Genomic DNA, 16,866 nt, shown 5'->3' with positions numbered 1-16,866 from the left:
CGGTGGCTTCTAACCGTTGGCGGCTTTCGGGAAATAGGTGGCCCAGACCCGGTTGCGACCTGCGCGCTTGGCTTCATAAAGCCGGTCATCGGCAATCGCGATCAACTCGTCCCAGCTGTTGACCGCCCGCGCTTCCTGCCAGACGACGCCAAAGCTCGCCGTCAGCGACAATCCACTTTGTTCATCCACGATCTGAGCTTCGATCAGGCGGCGGAGGCGGTCGGCCGTTGCCGTTGCCGTGGCATGGCTGACATCCTGCAGCACCACGACGAATTCTTCGCCGCCATAGCGGGCAAGAATGTCGTTCTTGCGCAATGCGCCCCGCAACAAAGCCGCGGTCTTTTGAAGTGCAATGTCACCCATGGCATGGCCATAACGGTCATTGATCGATTTGAAATGGTCGATGTCGACGATCATCACGCCGAGCGACTGACACTGGTCCTCGCCCGTCAACAGGGAACGAACGGCCTTTTCGAGCGCCCGTCGGTTGAACACGCCCGTCAGCGCATCCGTCTCGGAAAGTGCGCGTAACTGTTCGGCCAGCGCGCGCTGCTGGTTCTCCATTTCGCCCTTCTGGCGAAGCTGCTCCCGCAGGAAGTCGAGTTCCTGGAACATCTTCTTCACCTCCGGGGCAACCCTGTCCTCATGCTGCGCCTCTGAAAGATCGCCCGCGGCGATGGCCGCAATCTGTGCCTGAACGGATTGCATGGGCCGGAACAGCGCTGTTTTGTAGACAGATGTGAGCCGCAGCAGGACCAGAACCGCAATACCTGCGAGAAAAAGCGAGGTGGCGCCGTAGATCAGGGCTTCCTGCTGCTTCTTTTCGAGTCGCGCGCGTGTCTCGGCCAGAATGAGATCGCGCAACGTATCGGATGAACGCATCCCCGAAATATAGTTCCTGGAAAATTCAAGCACGCTCGGCTGGGCGGACGGCATGGCGATCACGATCGTATTCTGCGCGTAGCGCAGCGCCTGTCCGAAATAATAGGTTTCGAGATCGCGGAACGCCCTGTCCAGTCGCGGCGTGGAAAGATAGGCGGCGGTGTAGTTGGTCAACGATGCCTTCAGTGATAGCAGGCTCTGCATCTCCGCATCGAACTTGGCGCGATAACCCAGCTTTTCCTGTCTGTTCGCCCGCAGCCCCATGATCACATAGGAGCCGAGGCGGCCGATCCTGTCCCGCATGACACCGGCGGTGCCCGTCATCGCGATGTCTATCGCCACATCGGGCGTCACCTTGATGATGGCACGCGCTGCCTTGCCACGCAGCAGATTGACACTGTCGGCGGCCTTGAACATCGATGATATGGCGCCCGACATGGCCGTGTGGCTGCGTGCTGACAGTGGCAGGGCAGCTACCTGATCTACCGCGTTGCGGGACTGCGCGAGTTTCTCGCGGGTCTCGGCCAGTGATTTCGCCAGCTCCGGCTGGGTCCTGATGTCGTCGGCGAAGGAAGCTTCCAGTTCCGACAGCTTGTCGTCCGTTGCCTTGCGCGCGGCAGCGAGAGCTGCAACCAGATCCTGTTCAGCGGTGGATGCGCCCATCACATTGTTCGCGGGGCCGCGCTCTGCCGAAACCAGCCATGCGGACTGGAGAGCGGTTTCGAAGCGGGTGAGCTGCGCCGCGTTGGTGCGGTAACGCAGATAGTTGGAAACGCTTGGCAGCGCGGCAAGTGTGGCCAGCAGGATGGAGCTCGCGGCGATGACGATCGTGCCCGTTAGCTGAATTTTCTGTATGCTTGCGCGCATTTGATGCGTTGTTCTCACTCAATCGGGTATAATTCATCACCATTTTAGCTGCGCCGCGTAAATACTTCGCTTATATTGCTGCGCTTTTGCCGTCTTGACGATCCTGCCGCCAAGCCTGCGGGCATGGTGTGGAAAAGCGCGCCGCCCGTGCTGCGCGATCAGTTTTCGCTTTACACCCGGTCAGAATCTGATAGTTGGCAAGGCACTGGAATGCCCTTGTAGCTCAGTTGGTAGAGCACCTGATTTGTAATCAGGGGGTCGCGGGTTCGAACCCTGCCGGGGGCACCAGTATTTTCAAGGATTTGGCCTGTCTTTCATACGCACTGCACGACTGATGTTCGTGCAGCGGCTATGGCTTTATGTGATAGAGCTTGTGCACGATCGTCCAGTTGCCGTCGTGCTCCAGCAGGGACAGATATTCGTAAAAATCCATACCGTCGAACCGGGTTGTCAGCTTTACCGAGGCGCTGTCTCCCTCCTTGTCGATGCCGAGGATTTCGAAGGCGGGGTCGTGATCGGGAAGGCCGCGTTCGGTTTTGCGGACCTGATCGACAAAATCCTCCAGAGACAGCCATTCAGTCGCGCCTTCGAATGTGCCGACGATGCTGGCGCGCGGGTCAAAAACATCGCGCATCAGGCCTTCATCCGCATAGGCCATGGCGTGCACATAATCCGTCACGGTCTGGGTAATGGTTTGCGGCATCGGATCGTCCCTCCCTCGGATCCAAAAGGGGAGCTTACACCCCTTGGCGACATTCCACCATAACCTCCTGAAAATGCGCTTGTTCGGGGCACGTGACGATCTCTCGTGGCGGCCCGTGCTGGAGGCGGTTCCGATGCCGGTCGACGTTTTGCTGCCACTGTCCACAATTTTGTCCCGGCTGTCGTTATAGTCGCCTTGGGTCCGACAAATTTCGGCATCAAGGGCTTTTTCGCCAGAGAGACCCTCTCGTGCGGGAGCGCGTAAATTCGTGTTCTGCCGGTTTAAGCGCCGTCGCGGGGTGCCGCACGGGGCGGATTTGGCCTATGATCCGGTTGCTGACCGGTTGAGAGTGGTAGCAGCGTGCGGGTAACAGTTTGCGTTTGAAGGTGTTTTTGTGATTGATCCCTATGTTTTGCTTGGCGTGGAGCGGGATGCCGACGAGGCGGCGATCAAGTCGGCCTACCGCAAGGTTGCGAAGGCTGCCCATCCCGACAGCGGTGGCGATGCCGAGCAGTTCGCGCGCCTGCAGACAGCCTATGAACTTCTGAAGGATCCCGTGCGCCGCAAGGTCTTCGATGACACGGGTTACGATCCGCAGCTTGCCGATGCCAAGGATCTCAAGGGCCTGCTGATGCTGGAAACGCTGGTCAATGAATTCATTCTGGATGAGCGGGAACCCGGCAGTTTTGATCCCGTGGCTGCCATGCGCCGGAAGCTGACCGATGATATTCTGAAAAGCCGCTTCCATATTCTGGAACTCGAACGGCACCGTACCCGGGTGCGTAAACATATGGACCGTCTCGGACGGAAGCCGGAAACCGATGTGCTGAGTTCGATGCTCCGCGCCCGAAGCCAGTCCATAGCCGAAGCCATACGCAACGCGGAGGCGCAGATCGAGGCGATAGAACAGGCCTATACCATGCTCGAGGGCTATTCCTACGAGCTGGAGAGCGTGACGCTCGCCGAGCCGTTGCTGAAGGGCGAGGCGGCGGAGTAACTGCCTGTCATGGGCCGTTGACGAGGGCGAGTATGAGCTGGTGAACCCGCCCGCCCGGGGACAGTTCATCCCGGTCGAAATCTCGGCCGCGTTGGCGCTGCTCGTTGGAAAGCTCACCTAACCTTTGCTGCAGAACAGCGCGCACCTTCTGGCATTTGGGATCGTCTTCCGCCCGTAGCCCGGTGCTGAAGGCTTCGATCTTTCTCACCATATCGAGAATGTGCTCGCCATGAACTCGCTCATGGGTTTCCACCCCGGAAATGAAGGTCTTCCAGCTGGCGGCGACGGCGGCCGGCAGATGGGCAGGCGCCTTTGGCCAGGTGTAGATGATGTTGAGATTGGGTCTGGCACTGGCCAGCACACAGGCACCGTCGGGCTGCGGTCGGTAGTCTCTCCGCCACGTCAGCTTGAAGGTGGTGTGGGCAATGGCCTGCACGCCCGCAGTCGGGCCGCGCTCGCCGATGGACTGATAAAGCGCACCGCCCGTATTGCCGCTGACGGCATAGGTCTTTATCTGCTCGGCGGGTTTCCAGCCGGTGGACTGTGCTGATAGCGGAAGAGCGCTCAGCAACATGATTGCGGCGCTGACGGTGAATTTGGGGAGGCTGTTGACGGGCACGCATCGATCCTTGCAGGTTGCGCGCCGAAGATAGGCGAGAGGCGGGCAGTGAGGCAAGGGTGCGGGCGGTGGGAATGCTGCCTGATGTTCAGACTTCCACGCATGAAAACCCCCGCGCCGGAGCGCGGGGGGACAAGCCTCGACTGCAGGGGTAATCAGTCGTCCAGCTTGTCGTAATCGAGCTTCGGAGCGTTCTGCAGTGCATCCTTGGTGGTATCGACAAAGGCCTTCCATGTGCCGTTGTCATTATGAACGGCCACGGACGCCGGATCGAGCACCACGTAGCTCTTGTCGATGCCCAGGAAGCCGCCGACGCTGGCCACGAGGCCGATCACCGCCTTGCCATCGCCGATCACGACGTCTTCGATTTCGCCGATGTTTTCATTCTGGGCGTTATAGATATCCATGCCATCAAGCTGGGAAGCGGTGAGATCGGTCTTCTGGACGTTGACGAACTTCAGCGGGCCGGTTGCCTTCGTACCCATGGTAATGCCGGGGCCCGACAAGGTCGCATCCGCGCCGGCAGCAGGAGCCGTGGCAGCCGTCTGGGCAAATGCCACGGAAGAGGAGAGCGCTGCTGCGGCAGCGAGAGCGATGACATTGATTTTCATGATGTTTCTTCCCTTTTTATGCTGAACATTGCGTTCGGGGAAGAAACGGCAAAGAGCGGATTTGGTTCCTCATGGGACGACAGGAAAATTTGGTCTATGGTGAAAAAGAAACAGGCGTGCGTCGAAATCGGGAGGATGTCATGGCGAAAAACACGGTGACTGAAGATGCAGAGCAGACCGCACCATCAGACTTCATCGACCGGAAGATCGCGGAGCTGGGCGACTGGCGCGGCGAGACGCTCGCGCGTGTTCGCGCGGTGATCCAGAAGGCCGATCCGGAAGTGGTGGAAGAGGTGAAGTGGCGCGGCGTTCCGGTCTGGTCGCATGCGGGCATTCTGTGCACCGGCGAAACCTATAAAAGCGCGGTGAAGATGACTTTTGCGAAGGGCGCCTCTCTGGAGGACCCGTCAGGCCTGTTCAATTCGAGCCTTGAGGGCAACACGCGGCGCGCCATCGATTTTCACGAGGGCGATGTCGTTGATGAGGAGGCGCTGGCAGCGCTGATCCGCGCTGCGGTGGCGTTGAACGTGGCGGGAAAAAGCGGAAAGAAGCGGGGATAAGGCCGGCCGGTGTCACCGGCAAAGAACGACAGATCATGATTTAATCACGGTTGGCATCCGCTGTCTTGTCCCACTCTCCGTCGATGAATTTCAGCGCATCGATGATCGAAACCTTCCACACGGACCAGACGTGGTCGCCATCCGTCACCCGCAGTTCGGATTTGCGGTTGTCCGCCTGCAGGGTCTCATGCAGGGCAATGGCACCGCGCCAGAGGAAGAAGCCATCGTCATCTCCCACAGTCAAATAGGTGGCGGGGAGATCCTGACTTTCTGCGACATGCTGTGCGACGAGGGTGAAGACATTCTTTTCGTTAAAGAGACGTGCATCGAAAGGGGTGCCGAAGGCGCCGGAGAAATGATCACCGGTTGAGGGAAGCACGATGCCGCTGGTGACGGTGGTGCGGTCGACGCGGTGGAAAAAGGCGCTGTCCTGAATGAGCTTGAGTTCGGCGGGTGTCTTGTCGAGATCGGAGGCGGGCACGTTTTGCCAGATGGCGCCGGACAGGCTGGCGACGGCGCCATAGAGGTCCTCGTGGCCGTAGGCGAGATGCAGGGAGCCGAAACCGCCCATGGAAAGGCCGGCAATGGCGCGGCCTTGGCGATCTTTTCGCACTGGCAGCGTTTTTTCGATCTGGTGGCGTAGATCGCCGGTGAGGGCGGTCTCGTAATCGCCGGGACCGCCGACGGCGGCAGAATCCACATACCAGCTGTTTTTCACGCCGGGCATCACGACAACCAGAGGGCGGATGGCGCCAGCCTCGATGAGCGTGTCGAGCGTCTTTTCGATATTGCCGAGATCGCGCCAGCTGTTCTGGTCGCCGTCATGGCCGTGCAGGAGGTAAAGTACAGGCCAGCCGTTTTCGGGCGGCGGACCTTCGGGGCGATAGATATTGACAGGGAGCGGCGCGTTCAGGGCGGCGCTGTGAAAGGTGGCGTCTTCGATATGGCCGGCGAAGGCTGAACCGGACGACATGAACAGACAGAAGGCCATAAGTTTTTTTCGATACATATGGGTCTCCTGTCATCATTCCCGAAAACCATCAACGTTCCCCGGGCCTACGCGTTCCTGATTTCATAATGTTACGGCAATGTTGTCCGCGCAAGTTTACGCGCGGTCTGGCGATTGCGACGCCGCAAACGTGGTTTGACAAGCCCACTTCATTAAGCTGCTTTTTTCAGGTTCCAATAGGATGACATTGCCATTATCGCGTTTTGCCTGCCTGTCTGTTTTTCTACTGTTCCTCGCCGGTTGCATGACCGTACCGATTTCCAGCATTCCCAAGCTGATGCGGCAGGATTTTCTGACGATGGATTTCGAGCATGTGCGGGTCGGATTGCAACTGCCAGCCAATCTTTCCCTCCGGTCCGGTGACGCCGTGATGATCACCCGGAGCAGGACAGACGGCGCAGCCGAAGAAACCGTTGCGACCTACGCGCTGGTGGCGGATACGGATGCGGCTGCGCTCGCTAAATTCCGGCCGGAAAAACGGGATGGTATGTTGGCAAGCGTATGGCGGGTAAAGCCCGAAGACGTCGGAAGGCTCGCGGAGCTACAGGAGCGGGTGCGCCGTTCCCGCGCTCAGGGTCCACGTATCAGAGGCAGCACCGAGATCAAGATCGTGAAAGCCTGCTTCAAAGGCACGTTTCCCGCTGGCCCGATCTATTCCTCGATCTATATGAAACCGGCGGAAAACGAAGACTATATTCCCACATCGCTTGATGCGGATCTGGTCAAGCTGTTCGGGGCAACCGCGGTCAAGTCGCTGATCACACCTTGTGAAGGCTGACAGGCGCCGCCGGCGTGCGCAGACGGCGCTGACATGAACGATGGGTGCCTTAGCCGCTGTTCATGTTAGGCGGGCCTTGCACAGAGCGCATCAGCGGCCCGGACGGCCAGTCTTGCCCTTGGTCCTGCTTTTGCGCTTCTGCTCTCCGGCATCTTCATAGGAACCGGCGCCGATCTTACCACGGACCAGCGGCCGCAGATCGTCTGCGGCGCGTTCGGGCTGGCCTTCCAGCAGCGGGGAGAACCTCTTGCCGGGTTCGGTCGCGGGCTTATCGGGCACCGCGCCCCTCACGGGCTTTTCGGTCCGACCCACGGTCATCTCGTCCAGCGTGTTCTTGCGGAAAAGCGGTTTTCCTGCGTCGGAGCCCGGACCCATCTCGTCCAGCGAAGGTTTGGCGAAGAGAGACTTCCCGCTTTCGTTCGTGGAAGCGGCATCCCCGTCTGCCCTGCCGGCTGTCTCCCCCTCAGGGGAGGAAATCGACAAGTGGCTCCGTCTGTTGTTTTTCCCGCCGCCTTCGACCGCACGTGCTTCTTCCTTGGCCATGGGGTCGTCCATGGTGGCAAGTTCGGCTGCCTTGAGGCGTTTGATTTCGTCGCGCAGACGGGCTGCCTTTTCAAAGTCGAGGTCCGCTGCGGCGTCGCGCATGGATTTTTCCAGCGCGTTGAGATGGGCCTGGAGATTGTTGCCGACCAGATGACCGCCATCGGCGAAGCCCTTGCCGGAAACGCCTGAAATATCGGCTCTTACGTGGTCGCGTTCATACACGGAATCAAGAATGTCGGAGATCCTCGCCTTGACCGATTCCGGCGTGATGCCATGTTCCTGGTTATAGGCCATCTGCTTTTCACGGCGGCGGGAGGTTTCCTCCATCGCCCGCTTCATCGAACCGGTGATATTGTCGGCATAAAGGATGACCTTGCCATCGACGTTACGCGCGGCGCGGCCGATGGTCTGGATCAGCGAGGTCTCCGAGCGCAGGAAGCCTTCCTTGTCTGCGTCGAGGATGGCTACGAAACCACATTCCGGAATATCGAGACCCTCGCGCAGCAGGTTGATGCCGACGAGCACGTCGAAAGCGCCGAGCCGCAGGTCGCGGATGATCTCGATGCGCTCCAGCGTGTCGATATCGGAGTGCATGTAACGAACGCGGACACCCTGTTCATGCAGATATTCGGTGAGGTCTTCGGCCATCCGCTTGGTCAGCACGGTGCAGAGCGTGCGGTAGCCCTTGGCGGCGGTCTCGCGGATTTCGCCGAGAACATCGTCCACCTGGGTGCGGGCGGAGCGGACTTCGACCGGAGGATCGATGAGGCCGGTCGGACGGATGACCTGTTCGGCAAAAACGCCGCCGGATTGCTCCATTTCCCAGCCTCCGGGGGTGGCGGAGACGGAAATGGTCTGCGGGCGCATGGCGTCCCATTCCTCGAAGCGCAGGGGACGGTTGTCCATGCACGAGGGCAGGCGGAAGCCATATTCGGCCAGCGTTGCCTTGCGGCGGAAGTCGCCGCGATACATGCCGCCGATCTGAGGAACGGTGACGTGGCTTTCGTCGATGAAGATCAGCGCGTTGTCGGGAATATACTCGAACAGGGTCGGCGGCGGCTCGCCCGGATTGCGGCCGGTGAGATAGCGTGAATAGTTTTCGATGCCGGCGCAGGAGCCCGTGGCCTCCAGCATCTCGACATCGTAGCGCGTGCGCTGTTCCAGACGCTGGGCTTCCAGCAGGCGGCCGGCTTTTTCAAGCTCGGCGAGGCGCAGCTTCAGCTCTTCCTTGATCGACTTGATCGCGCCGTTCAGCGTCGGGCGCGGTGTCACATAGTGCGAATTGGCGTAAATCTTCACCGATTGCAGGTCGCCGGTCTTATGGCCGGTCAGCGGGTCGAATTCGGTGATGGATTCAATCTCGTCACCCCACATGGAAATGCGCCAGGCCGCATCTTCAAGGTGGGCGGGGAAGATTTCGATCGTATCACCGCGCACGCGGAAGGAGCCGCGCACGAAGTTGATGTCCTGCCGCTTGTATTGCTGGGCCACGAGGTCGGCAAGAAGCTGGCGTTGCTCCAGCTTGTCGCCCACCTGCATCTGGAAGGTCATGGCCGTATAGGTCTCGACCGAACCGATACCATAGATACAGGAAACCGAAGCGACGATGATACAGTCGTCACGTTCGAGAATGGCGCGGGTTGCGGCGTGGCGCATACGGTCGATCTGCTCGTTGATCGACGATTCCTTCTCGATATAGGTGTCGGAACGCGGCACATAGGCTTCCGGCTGGTAATAATCGTAATAGGAAACGAAATACTCCACCGCATTGTTTGGAAAGAAGTTTTTGAATTCGGAATAGAGCTGGGCCGCCAGCGTCTTGTTGGGCGCCAGAATAACGGCCGGACGCTGTGTGGCCTCGATCACCTTGGCCATGGTGAAGGTCTTGCCGGAGCCGGTGACGCCGAGCAGCACCTGCGAGCGGTCGCCGGAATTGAGGCCTTCGACGAGATCGGCAATGGCGGTCGGTTGATCGCCGGATGGCTTGTAGTCCGTCACCATCTCGATGGCGATGCCGCCTTCCGATTTCGGCGGACGGGCCGGCCTGTGGGGTGTCCACAGCTTGCCATCCTTGAAGAGCGGGTTGCCGCTTTCAATCAGTTTGGAAAGCGCGTCCACCGTCGCCGTCACCGCGCCCGGTGCCAGGGACTGGGCATCCTCCAAGGAGACATCGAGCCCTGCCACAGGATTGAGACCCGCGGCGGCGCGCGTTTTCGGATCGCTCGACGCGCCGATCGAAACGCCGCGTGCCGTTTTTGACGCGGTGGTCTTTTTCGCCGTCTTTGTGGCGGCTTTTTCCGCTTCCTTGCGCGCTTCTATTTCGATCTTCTTGCGGTGCTTGCCCGCCTTCGAAGCGATTTCGCGCTGGGTCTCCACGGAGGATGCTTCCGCTTCCGCCTCAAGTTGCTTGACCCAATCGGCAACGCTGCCGCCGAGCGGCGCGCCTTCGAATGACGATTGCGGAGCTTCCTCGAAGCCCGAGGGCGAGGAGGTGGAGTTTTTCTGTGATCTGGCCATGGGCGAAATATGGAGAGAGTCACGCGCAAAGGGAAGGGGAGACAGTGAAAAAATGAGTACAAAAAGGAAACGGAGCATGCGGAACAAAATTCCGCCGGATGCGTTGCGTAGCGGCTGAACACGGCCTTGCCGCGATCCGTAGAAATCGATTCCGGTTTTCGGTCGGATGCGCTAGAGCAAATCCATTACGGCGGGATGAGGGATCCCCTCAGACTGCCTTCTTCCGCTGCATTTTCAACATCCCTCTTTTTCCAGGACCCATCATGCCGTTCTCAATCAGCCCTGCCCACATCTGGCCTGTCCTGATGCTCATCGCCTCCAATGTTTTCATGACCTTCGCCTGGTACGGCCACCTCAAGCACAAGGGCAGCGCGCTCTTTCTGGCGATTGTCGCCAGCTGGGGCATCGCCTTTTTCGAGTATGTGCTCGCCGTTCCCGCGAACCGCATCGGGTCGGAGGTTTACTCCACCGCGCAGCTCAAGACCATTCAGGAGGTCATCACGCTCGCGGTCTTCGCGCTGTTTTCGATCTTCTGGCTGAAGGAAAGCATCACCATCAACCATGTCATCGGCTTTGCGCTGATCGCTTTCGGTGCTTCCTTCATTTTCCGGTCCTGAATAGGAGGAGACCCGCGCTTTGCCTGCCCAGAACCATCGCAACGGACAAGAGGTGATGTATCGATGAAAATACGGCCTGCGAGACTTGACGATGCAAAGGGAATGGCAGCGGTTCAAAACGAGATATTCGCGGCCGGCCTTCGAAAAGCGCCGACGGACGTCGCGGCGGTGCTGGAGAATTACATCCAGCACGCCGACCGTATCGAGTGTTCGGTCGCGGAGGATGAAGACGGGCATATCCTGGGCTTCCAGTCGCTGCGTTATGCACGGGCGGACAATCCCTATGGCGTGGCGGAAGGGTGGGGCATCATCGGCACCCATGTCAGTCCGCAGGCGGCGCGAAGAGGCGTTGGATCCGCCCTCTTCGCCGCGACGCGCAGGGCGGCGGAGGCGCGGGGCCTCAAGAATATCGACGCCAGCATCGGCGCGGACAATGCGCTCGGGCAGAGTTATTATGATGCCATGGGCTTCATGACCTACCGCCAGCCGGAAGGGTTGGTCTGCAAGGTTTACCGACTGGACTAGATGCGGCGTGCCGCTGCCGGTCAGGTATTGCTCTGATGGTCAGCTGCGATTGTCGTTTTCGGAATATTGCAGGCGGGCCTTGCAGATGCGGACGTGGTTTTCGTCGGCCCATTGGACCAGCAATTGCATCGGTACCAGAAACGAGCGGCCAAGACCTGTCAGCTCATACTCCACGCGCGGCGGCACCTCGGCATAAAGCGTGCGCCGGATGAATCCATCCTCCTCCAGCCGCTTCAGCGTACGGGACAACATCTGCTTGGAAATGTCGTCAATCCTGCGGTTCAACTCGTTGAAGCGCAGCACGCCGCCCTGCAGCGCTTCGAGAACCAGAAGGCTCCATTGATCTCCGATGCGGTCCAGCACATCCCGAATGGGGCAGGGCTGCTCGAAGTCGAAGATTTCTTTCGTCTGCGTATCCGACATTTCGATTACCCCATATCCTTGCAGGTCATCGCCGTGTGACCAGATCACCGGCTGCTGACTTCTTGCGGCCGAGGACGCGATACCATAGCTCTTTCTTTCGGTCTATTATTTAGACCAACGACAATAGCAACAAAAGGAAGAAGCCATGGCTAAAATCGCGCTCATCGGTGCTTCCGGCAATGCCGGGTCCCGTATTCTCAAGGAACTTTCCGACCGGGGGCATCATGTTACGGCCATTGCCCGCAGCCCCGAAAAGATTGCCGCCCTGCCGAACGTCGTCGCAAAGAAAGGCGATGTCTTCGATCAAACCGGACTTTCAAAACTGCTTGCAGGTCACGATGCCGTGATCAGTTCGGTGCATTTCACGGCGAGCGACCCGGTGACGCTGATCGAGGCCGTGCGTGCCTCCGGCGTTCCACGCTACCTCGTGGTCGGTGGCGCCGGCAGTCTTGAAATCGCGCCCGGCCAGCGTGTCGTCGACCTGCCGGATTTTCCTGCCGCTTACAAGGCCGAGGCCACCAAGGGTGCGGAGTTTCTTGATTTGCTGAAACAGGAAACGCAGCTCGACTGGACCTTTCTTTCGCCTTCCGCCGAGTTCGTGCCGGGTGAAAGAACGGGCAAATTCCGCATCGGCAAGGACAATCTTCTGAGCAATGAAGATGGTAGCCGCATTTCCTTCGAAGACTACGCGATTGCGCTTGTCGATGAAATCGAGAAGCCGCAGCATTCCCGCCAGCGCTTCACCGTCGGTTATTGAGAGGTATCACCCATGAATGTCATGACACGTCGTCTCGCCATCGCCGCTCTCGCTCTTGCGCCCGCATTGACAGCCGTTCCGGTGCTGGCCGAAACCGCCGGGCGGGATTTCGCCCGGGAAGAGGCCAATCGCAAGCTGGTGATCGAGTTTTACGATACCGTCTTCAACAAGCACGAAGTGGAAAAGGGTGCTGCCGTTATTGTCGACAGCTACAAGCAGCACAATCCCATGGTGCCGGATGGCAAGAAACCGTTCGTGGATTACTTCACCGGCCACTTCAAGGAAAACCCGCAGTCCAAGGCGCGGATCGTGAGAAGCGCCACGGATGGCGACCTTGTCTATCTGCATATTCATTCAACAGAAAAGGACGGAGACCGGGGCAGGGCCATCGTCGATATTTTTCGGGTGACCGATGGCAAGATCACCGAGCATTGGGATGTAATCCAGCCCGTGCCGGAGACGGCGGCGAACAACAATACGATGTTCTGAGGCGACGAACTTTTGAGGCAGGCGGGCACGCCGGGATCGTGCCCGCTTGCCGGAACGGGTAAACTTCAGGCCAGAAGATCGTAAGTACGGAAAATCCAGGCGATCTGGTAAATCAGCGCAAAGATGATGAGAAACCGATGGAAACGGCGGTTCTCGATGAAGATCGCCAGCGTGAACAAAATGACGTAGATGGCGGTGCGTATAAGGTATTCCGGACCAAGTGAGGCGAGATAGTCCTGGCCTTTCAGCAAAGTATCCCCGACATCGGTGACGAAAAGCGCTGCTAGAAAGGCGAAGAACCAGCTTTTGCGGGAAAGGAAATAATCCTCATATCCCTTGTACTCCTTCATCTCCGTGGGAAAGAGCAGAACGCACAGGAAATAAAACAGCGAGCAGAACAGGATCAGGAAAAGGAACGCGCCGAAGCCGAGTACATGGCCTGTGGCAGAAAGCCGGTGCTCCCACCACCAGAAATGCACCAGCATCAGAAACAGGAACGCCACCCAGCCGATGTGCAGGGGATAAATCCGTTCTTTTTTGGGATGCTGCACGAAACCTGCAAGGCCGGTCAGCAATCGGGCGAGGCTGAGGCCGACCACCATGCCCATGACCGCGCGGATGTGCGAATAGGCTTCTGCGGCGTTGACGGCGGCCTCCATCGCTCCTACTCCGCCGGAGGAATGGGCGTCGGTTGCCCGTTTTCGTCCATCGCCACCATGATGAAGGTGCCGGCGGTTACCTTTTCCAGCTTGTCGTAACGCGACCGCTGCGCCCAGGCCTCTACCGTCAGCGTGATGGAGGTGCGGCCGACGCGGGCAATATCGGTATAGATGGACAGCGTGTCGCCGATCTTCACCGGCAGTTCAAAGGCCATTTCCTTGACTGCCGCCGTGACCACGCGACAGCGAGAGCGTTCTGCCGCACGAATGCCGCTCGCCAAGTCCATCTGTGACATGACCCAGCCCCCGAAAATATCGCCGGCCGGATTGGCGTCGGCCGGCATGGCGAGCGTTCTGAGCGTCAGCTCGCCGGTCGGTTTGATGGTCTGGTCGGTCATGTTGAGATGTGCTCCGTGCGAATGACAAAGGCGCAGCATGCGATGCGCTTTGTGATTTCGCAAGGAAGGGCAAGCGTCAGGACGACGCTTTGCCCAGAAATTGCTGCGTTGCGTAAAGGGCGATGGCCGCCGCGTTCGACACGTTGAGCGATTTGATCGCTCCCGGCATATCGAGACGGGCGAGCGCCGAGACGGTCTCGCGGGTCTTCTGGCGCAGGCCCTTGCCTTCGGCGCCCAGCACCAGTGCGATTTTTTCGCCGCTGAAGGTCCGTTCAATCGGGGCGGGCCCCTCCGAATCGAGGCCGACCGAGAAGAAGCCGAGCTTGTGCAGTTCACCCAGCGCATCGGCGAGATTGGTGATCTGAATATAGGGGATGAGTTCCAGCGCGCCTGAGGCGGATTTCGCCAGCACACCCGACTCGGTCGGGCTATGGCGCATCGTGGTGATAACGGCGCCCGCATTAAAGGCGACTGCCGAGCGCATGATGGCGCCGACATTGTGCGGATCGGTGACCTGATCGAGCACGAGAATGAGTGGGCTATCCTTCAGGGCGCCCAGCCGCTTGACCGGCAGCGGCCGGGTCTCCAGCATCACGCCCTGATGGATCGCCTCAGGCCCCAAAACCCTGTCGATATCCTGCGGGGATACTATCTCGACCGGGAAGGGCTGCGCCTCCGCCTCGCCGATATCGAGACGTGCAAAGGCATTCTGGGTAACCGAAAGCTTCACGATCTGCCGCTCCGGATTGGCAAGGGCTGCGCGTACGGTATGCAGGCCGTAAAGGTGCACCTGGTCGGGCGCAAGTTGCGGCGGCTTCCAGTCGTCGGCGCCGCGGTTCCGGCGCTTAGGCTGCTGCGGGGTCGGAATTTCACCACGCTCGCGCTTCGCGTCGCGCACGGCACGACGCAGGTTGGCGTAATGTGTGTCGCGGGTGGATTTGTTGTTGGGATCGTCTTTGCTCATGGCGCCTTATATCTCCGGGGCGTGCCGCGCACCAGCCCCCGTGATAATCCACAGGGCTGCGAAGGGGATTGAATTTTTTCCCGAAAATTCGTGAAAGGGCGTGTTGACAGAAACGAACGAGGCCGTCATATACGCGCCACAGACGACGCAACGGCGCTTCGCCGCAGCGAAATCTGAAGAGCTTGGTCGCTTGATCCTCGCAGATAACTGGAGGGATGCCCGAGTGGTTAAAGGGGACGGACTGTAAATCCGTTGGCTACGCCTACGTTGGTTCAAATCCAACTCCCTCCACCATTCTGCACGGATCGAAATCGCCACCGCGGGTATAGCTCAATGGTAGAGCAGCAGCCTTCCAAGCTGAATACGCGGGTTCGATTCCCGCTACCCGCTCCAGCTTCCTCTCAGTAAATCACCTTATCGCTGCGGGACGTGTTTCGCGTCTCCGGGTTGTGCCGTGAGCATTCAGCCGATGCGGTGATGGGCTCTAGTTTATCCTATACGCCATGAATGCCGCTCCGAGTCGCGCTCAATAAGGCGAACGGCACTGGCTTCTTGTGCCTGCGGGCGCCAGGTAGCTGTTATCAGTAGGGTGATAGGAGGCGTAACGCGCCGCGCACCATTTTACGTGATTTATTTCGGCCTGCGACAGGGCGTATCCGTCAGGCGTGGCTTCTTCCCCGGTTCCCGCAGCAAAGGCGGATGCGGGATAACCGCGCTGGCCCGAATTTTGTGCCTGCGTTTCATAGGCTGGCTGTATGAGGCTCAACGCCTCAGCGGGCATAACAAAAGCGGCAGATAATGCGACGCCAAGAGCGAGCGCGGAGATGGTCTTCGGCATCCTCAACATCGATAAATCCTCATTATTCGTTCGGGATGCTAACGAAAATTTAGGAATTTCGTTCCGATGGAGGCTTGACGCCACACGAAGACGTGATTCTTCGGCTTGATCGGAGAGCGTGGGTTCGGATCGGGCCTCATTGGGGAATCCAAGGCGCGGCAGGATGGATTTATGCTCGCTCAACCAGACTTTGTATCCATGCCGCACTGCTCGTTGACAAGCGGAAAATCCGGTCAGATAGTCGACCGGCAATCATGCAAACGGGAGTCTTCAATGTTGAACAGGGTTGTCATTCTCTCATCCTTTGCGCTGCTGGCATCGGCGGCGTTTGTCTCCCCCGCTGCCGCACTCACCATGAAGGAGTGCAGCGTAAAATATCAGGCAGCGAAAGCTGACGGGTCCGCCAAGGACATCAAGTGGAACGATTATCGCGCCAAGTTCTGCGGCAGCGAGGCGGCGGCTGAAGATGCGGCCGACGACAAGCAGGTCGCGGCCACAACCGAGAAGGAACCCGAAAAAGCGACGATCAAGGCTCCGAAGGGCGTCGCTTTCCCGAGCGCTGTTGACAAGAAATATTCAAGCGAGACGCCGGCAAAGGCCCGCCTGAAAACCTGTGTCGACTCCTATCACAAGAACAAGAATGACGGTACGCTCGGCGATCTGAAATGGATCCAGAAGGGCGGCGGCTACTGGAGCCTGTGCAACACGGCGCTGAAGAGCTGAGGCGGGCAGGGGCGGCGGTCGGTTTCCGCCGCCCTGTCCCGAGCGATATCGCATGAAGCGTGTAGCGCTGGTGGCGAAGACCCGCGCGCTGGCGGATCCGTGCGTCCTGCTCCGTCCATCGACCCCATTTCGGGCGGGTAAAATATCCGAATAGCCTGTGATTCAGCCTCTTGGTAGACAGGCTGATTCCTGCGGTTTATCCGCATCCAGCAATTCAACGGTTACGGTTGTCGAGCAACGGCCGTCCGGCGATGGGGGCGGATGACCAGACGGTTTCGAAATTATCTCGTAGTTCTGGCCATATCCTTGGCGATGTGGGCTGTGATTCTCGGCATTGTTTACTGGCTGTTTCGATAGCCAGCCCCCGCTTGGGGTGGATTGCAATGA

General features: G+C 59.1%; 19 protein-coding genes and 3 tRNA genes. 11 read left to right on the top strand and 11 right to left on the bottom strand.

Features of this window, described 5'->3' with window-relative positions:
* Positions 1-9: 9 nt before the first annotated feature.
* Positions 10-1,749, bottom strand: a complete 1,740-nt coding sequence (locus EYD00_RS08210; RefSeq protein WP_004442688.1) for a GGDEF domain-containing protein — start codon at positions 1,747-1,749, stop codon at positions 10-12.
* A gap of 212 nt (positions 1,750-1,961) precedes the next feature.
* Here EYD00_RS08210 and EYD00_RS08205 point away from each other — a divergent pair.
* Positions 1,962-2,037: transfer RNA gene (locus EYD00_RS08205), tRNA-Thr, on the top strand.
* 61 nt (positions 2,038-2,098) lie between these two features.
* On the opposite strand, the gene EYD00_RS08200 is transcribed toward EYD00_RS08205, so the two are convergent.
* Positions 2,099-2,452, bottom strand: a complete 354-nt coding sequence (locus tag EYD00_RS08200; RefSeq protein ID WP_004442686.1) for a nuclear transport factor 2 family protein — start codon at positions 2,450-2,452, stop codon at positions 2,099-2,101.
* Positions 2,453-2,846: 394 nt separating this feature from the next.
* Here EYD00_RS08200 and EYD00_RS08195 point away from each other — a divergent pair, with 394 nt between their 5' ends.
* Entirely contained in the window at positions 2,847-3,449 is a 603-nt protein-coding gene (locus EYD00_RS08195; protein WP_003522436.1) for a J domain-containing protein, read from the top strand.
* A gap of 7 nt (positions 3,450-3,456) precedes the next feature.
* Here the strand turns inward: EYD00_RS08195 and EYD00_RS08190 are convergent, their stop codons facing one another.
* Both EYD00_RS08190 and EYD00_RS08185 read right to left on the bottom strand, forming a co-directional pair.
* Positions 3,457-4,023, bottom strand: a complete 567-nt coding sequence (locus tag EYD00_RS08190; RefSeq protein WP_210276986.1) for a DUF922 domain-containing Zn-dependent protease — start codon at positions 4,021-4,023, stop codon at positions 3,457-3,459.
* Positions 4,024-4,223: 200 nt separating this feature from the next.
* Complete coding sequence (locus EYD00_RS08185) at positions 4,224-4,679, bottom strand: PRC-barrel domain-containing protein (protein WP_004442682.1); 456 nt, start codon at positions 4,677-4,679, stop codon at positions 4,224-4,226.
* Positions 4,680-4,819: 140 nt separating this feature from the next.
* Between EYD00_RS08185 and EYD00_RS08180 the strand changes: the two genes are divergently transcribed.
* Positions 4,820-5,239 (top strand): DUF1801 domain-containing protein, encoded by a 420-nt coding sequence (locus EYD00_RS08180; protein ID WP_004442680.1) that lies wholly within the window; start codon positions 4,820-4,822, stop codon positions 5,237-5,239.
* A gap of 40 nt (positions 5,240-5,279) precedes the next feature.
* Here the strand turns inward: EYD00_RS08180 and EYD00_RS08175 are convergent, their stop codons facing one another.
* A complete protein-coding gene (locus EYD00_RS08175) occupies positions 5,280-6,248 on the bottom strand; it encodes an alpha/beta hydrolase (RefSeq protein WP_004442678.1) in 969 nt (322 codons plus the stop codon).
* Positions 6,249-6,429: 181 nt separating this feature from the next.
* Between EYD00_RS08175 and EYD00_RS08170 the strand changes: the two genes are divergently transcribed.
* A complete protein-coding gene (locus tag EYD00_RS08170) occupies positions 6,430-7,026 on the top strand; it encodes a hypothetical protein (RefSeq protein WP_004442676.1) in 597 nt (198 codons plus the stop codon).
* Positions 7,027-7,116: 90 nt separating this feature from the next.
* Here the strand turns inward: EYD00_RS08170 and uvrB are convergent, their stop codons facing one another.
* The gene (uvrB, locus tag EYD00_RS08165) at positions 7,117-10,086 is read right to left on the bottom strand and encodes an excinuclease ABC subunit UvrB (protein ID WP_034498865.1); all 2,970 of its coding nucleotides are present in this window, start codon (positions 10,084-10,086) and stop codon (positions 7,117-7,119) included.
* A gap of 263 nt (positions 10,087-10,349) precedes the next feature.
* Here uvrB and EYD00_RS08160 point away from each other — a divergent pair, with 263 nt between their 5' ends.
* Positions 10,350-10,703 carry a DMT family protein gene (locus EYD00_RS08160; protein ID WP_003507620.1) on the top strand — a complete coding sequence of 118 codons (354 nt, stop codon included), beginning with the start codon at positions 10,350-10,352 and terminating at the stop codon, positions 10,701-10,703.
* A 102-nt stretch (positions 10,704-10,805) separates the two neighbouring features.
* Entirely contained in the window at positions 10,806-11,228 is a 423-nt protein-coding gene (locus EYD00_RS08155) for a GNAT family N-acetyltransferase (protein ID WP_081859515.1), read from the top strand.
* A 39-nt stretch (positions 11,229-11,267) separates the two neighbouring features.
* On the opposite strand, the gene EYD00_RS08150 is transcribed toward EYD00_RS08155, so the two are convergent.
* Positions 11,268-11,651 (bottom strand): winged helix-turn-helix transcriptional regulator, encoded by a 384-nt coding sequence (locus tag EYD00_RS08150; RefSeq protein ID WP_004442667.1) that lies wholly within the window; start codon positions 11,649-11,651, stop codon positions 11,268-11,270.
* A 145-nt stretch (positions 11,652-11,796) separates the two neighbouring features.
* Here EYD00_RS08150 and EYD00_RS08145 point away from each other — a divergent pair, with 145 nt between their 5' ends.
* Positions 11,797-12,408 carry an NAD(P)-dependent oxidoreductase gene (locus EYD00_RS08145; RefSeq protein ID WP_004442665.1) on the top strand — a complete coding sequence of 204 codons (612 nt, stop codon included), beginning with the start codon at positions 11,797-11,799 and terminating at the stop codon, positions 12,406-12,408.
* Between the two features lie 12 nt (positions 12,409-12,420).
* Positions 12,421-12,897: a nuclear transport factor 2 family protein gene (locus EYD00_RS08140; protein WP_004442663.1), complete on the top strand. Its 477-nt coding sequence runs from the start codon at positions 12,421-12,423 to the stop codon at positions 12,895-12,897.
* Between the two features lie 65 nt (positions 12,898-12,962).
* Here EYD00_RS08140 and EYD00_RS08135 read toward each other — a convergent pair whose 3' ends face one another.
* The 3 genes from EYD00_RS08135 to EYD00_RS08125 all read right to left on the bottom strand — a co-directional run bounded on the left by EYD00_RS08135 (position 12,963) and on the right by EYD00_RS08125 (position 14,918).
* A complete protein-coding gene (locus EYD00_RS08135; protein WP_004442661.1) occupies positions 12,963-13,556 on the bottom strand; it encodes a hypothetical protein in 594 nt (197 codons plus the stop codon).
* Between the two features lie 5 nt (positions 13,557-13,561).
* Positions 13,562-13,954 carry an acyl-CoA thioesterase gene (locus EYD00_RS08130; protein ID WP_004442658.1) on the bottom strand — a complete coding sequence of 131 codons (393 nt, stop codon included), beginning with the start codon at positions 13,952-13,954 and terminating at the stop codon, positions 13,562-13,564.
* Positions 13,955-14,030: 76 nt separating this feature from the next.
* Entirely contained in the window at positions 14,031-14,918 is an 888-nt protein-coding gene (locus EYD00_RS08125) for a TrmH family RNA methyltransferase (protein ID WP_004442656.1), read from the bottom strand.
* Between the two features lie 209 nt (positions 14,919-15,127).
* On the opposite strand from EYD00_RS08125, the gene EYD00_RS08120 reads away from it, so the two are divergent.
* Both EYD00_RS08120 and EYD00_RS08115 read left to right on the top strand, forming a co-directional pair.
* Positions 15,128-15,212 (top strand) — tRNA-Tyr (locus tag EYD00_RS08120).
* Positions 15,213-15,237: 25 nt separating this feature from the next.
* A tRNA-Gly gene (locus tag EYD00_RS08115) sits at positions 15,238-15,311 on the top strand.
* 133 nt (positions 15,312-15,444) lie between these two features.
* Here the strand turns inward: EYD00_RS08115 and EYD00_RS08110 are convergent.
* On the bottom strand, positions 15,445-15,765 hold the full coding sequence (locus EYD00_RS08110) for a BA14K family protein (protein ID WP_004442654.1): 321 nt from the start codon (positions 15,763-15,765) through the stop codon (positions 15,445-15,447).
* 264 nt (positions 15,766-16,029) lie between these two features.
* Here EYD00_RS08110 and EYD00_RS08105 point away from each other — a divergent pair, with 264 nt between their 5' ends.
* The gene (locus EYD00_RS08105; protein ID WP_004442652.1) at positions 16,030-16,479 is read left to right on the top strand and encodes a hypothetical protein; all 450 of its coding nucleotides are present in this window, start codon (positions 16,030-16,032) and stop codon (positions 16,477-16,479) included.
* The last annotated feature ends 387 nt before the right edge of the window (positions 16,480-16,866 follow it).

Origin of the sequence: Agrobacterium sp. 33MFTa1.1, from assembly GCF_004328495.1 — a bacterium.
Taxonomy (GTDB): Bacteria; Pseudomonadota; Alphaproteobacteria; order Rhizobiales; family Rhizobiaceae; genus Agrobacterium; species Agrobacterium pusense.
Note: the sequence above shows the minus strand (reverse complement) of the source record. Positions and strands in the feature narration are given on the sequence as shown.

Coding starts and splice junctions, on each gene's coding strand:
- EYD00_RS08210 (WP_004442688.1), bottom strand. CDS start 1,749: ATGCGCGCAAGCATACAGAAAATTCAGCTAACGGGCACGATCGTCATC.
- EYD00_RS08200 (WP_004442686.1), bottom strand. CDS start 2,452: ATGCCGCAAACCATTACCCAGACCGTGACGGATTATGTGCACGCCATG.
- EYD00_RS08190 (WP_210276986.1), bottom strand. CDS start 4,023: ATGTTGCTGAGCGCTCTTCCGCTATCAGCACAGTCCACCGGCTGGAAA.
- EYD00_RS08185 (WP_004442682.1), bottom strand. CDS start 4,679: ATGAAAATCAATGTCATCGCTCTCGCTGCCGCAGCAGCGCTCTCCTCT.
- EYD00_RS08180 (WP_004442680.1), top strand. CDS start 4,820: ATGGCGAAAAACACGGTGACTGAAGATGCAGAGCAGACCGCACCATCA.
- EYD00_RS08175 (WP_004442678.1), bottom strand. CDS start 6,248: ATGTATCGAAAAAAACTTATGGCCTTCTGTCTGTTCATGTCGTCCGGT.
- EYD00_RS08170 (WP_004442676.1), top strand. CDS start 6,430: ATGACATTGCCATTATCGCGTTTTGCCTGCCTGTCTGTTTTTCTACTG.
- uvrB (WP_034498865.1), bottom strand. CDS start 10,086: ATGGCCAGATCACAGAAAAACTCCACCTCCTCGCCCTCGGGCTTCGAG.
- EYD00_RS08160 (WP_003507620.1), top strand. CDS start 10,350: ATGCCGTTCTCAATCAGCCCTGCCCACATCTGGCCTGTCCTGATGCTC.
- EYD00_RS08155 (WP_081859515.1), top strand. CDS start 10,806: ATGGCAGCGGTTCAAAACGAGATATTCGCGGCCGGCCTTCGAAAAGCG.
- EYD00_RS08150 (WP_004442667.1), bottom strand. CDS start 11,651: ATGTCGGATACGCAGACGAAAGAAATCTTCGACTTCGAGCAGCCCTGC.
- EYD00_RS08145 (WP_004442665.1), top strand. CDS start 11,797: ATGGCTAAAATCGCGCTCATCGGTGCTTCCGGCAATGCCGGGTCCCGT.
- EYD00_RS08140 (WP_004442663.1), top strand. CDS start 12,421: ATGAATGTCATGACACGTCGTCTCGCCATCGCCGCTCTCGCTCTTGCG.
- EYD00_RS08135 (WP_004442661.1), bottom strand. CDS start 13,556: ATGGAGGCCGCCGTCAACGCCGCAGAAGCCTATTCGCACATCCGCGCG.
- EYD00_RS08130 (WP_004442658.1), bottom strand. CDS start 13,954: ATGACCGACCAGACCATCAAACCGACCGGCGAGCTGACGCTCAGAACG.
- EYD00_RS08125 (WP_004442656.1), bottom strand. CDS start 14,918: ATGAGCAAAGACGATCCCAACAACAAATCCACCCGCGACACACATTAC.
- EYD00_RS08110 (WP_004442654.1), bottom strand. CDS start 15,765: ATGTTGAGGATGCCGAAGACCATCTCCGCGCTCGCTCTTGGCGTCGCA.
- EYD00_RS08105 (WP_004442652.1), top strand. CDS start 16,030: ATGTTGAACAGGGTTGTCATTCTCTCATCCTTTGCGCTGCTGGCATCG.